This is a genomic window from Streptomyces sp. NRRL WC-3549 (assembly GCF_000721935.1).
In the GTDB taxonomy this organism is placed as follows: domain Bacteria; phylum Actinomycetota; class Actinomycetes; order Streptomycetales; family Streptomycetaceae; genus Streptomyces.
This window is the reverse complement of record NZ_KL585396.1, coordinates 30225-30706: the sequence shown is the minus strand read 5'-3', so window position 1 is coordinate 30706 and position 482 is coordinate 30225. Positions and strand designations below refer to the sequence as shown.

Annotated in this window: 1 pseudogene; it reads right to left on the bottom strand. The window is 76.8% G+C overall.

The features are described from left to right. Positions 1 to 223: 223 nt before the first annotated feature. Positions 224 to 482: pseudogene (locus IH13_RS44590) on the bottom strand (DoxX family protein); the annotation flags it as partial.

Genomic DNA, 482 nt, shown 5'->3' with positions numbered 1-482 from the left:
GGAAGCTCGACGGGCGGGAGCGGGCCGCCCTCGGCTACCCGGCTCCGCTGCTCGATCTGGCCGAGGGGCTGGCCCGGTTCAGGGACGCGCGCGGACTGGAGTGAGCGGCGGGCGGGAACGGGCGGCCGGGAGCGGAAGGTCGTGTGCCCACTGTTGCGCTGTTCGCCGCGTCCCGCCCGGACCCGACCGCTCGCCGACGACGCACGCACATGTGCGGCCGTGGAGCCTGCCCCTTGGCGCGGCGGCCGACGACCGTCGCCGCGGCCAGGGCGCTGCCCGCGAAGGCCAGGGCGACCACCCACGGCCGGTCGAGGACATGGCAGGTGAGGTGGTCGAGGGAGTACTCCCCGGGGCCGGTCAGACCGATCGCCGCCGCGGCGAACCCGAGGAAGGCCGGGTACTCGTAGCCGCCTCCCATGGCGAAGAAGCCCGCGGGGACGTGCACGGCGACAGCGCCCGCCATCGTGCCGGCCGCCGCGGCC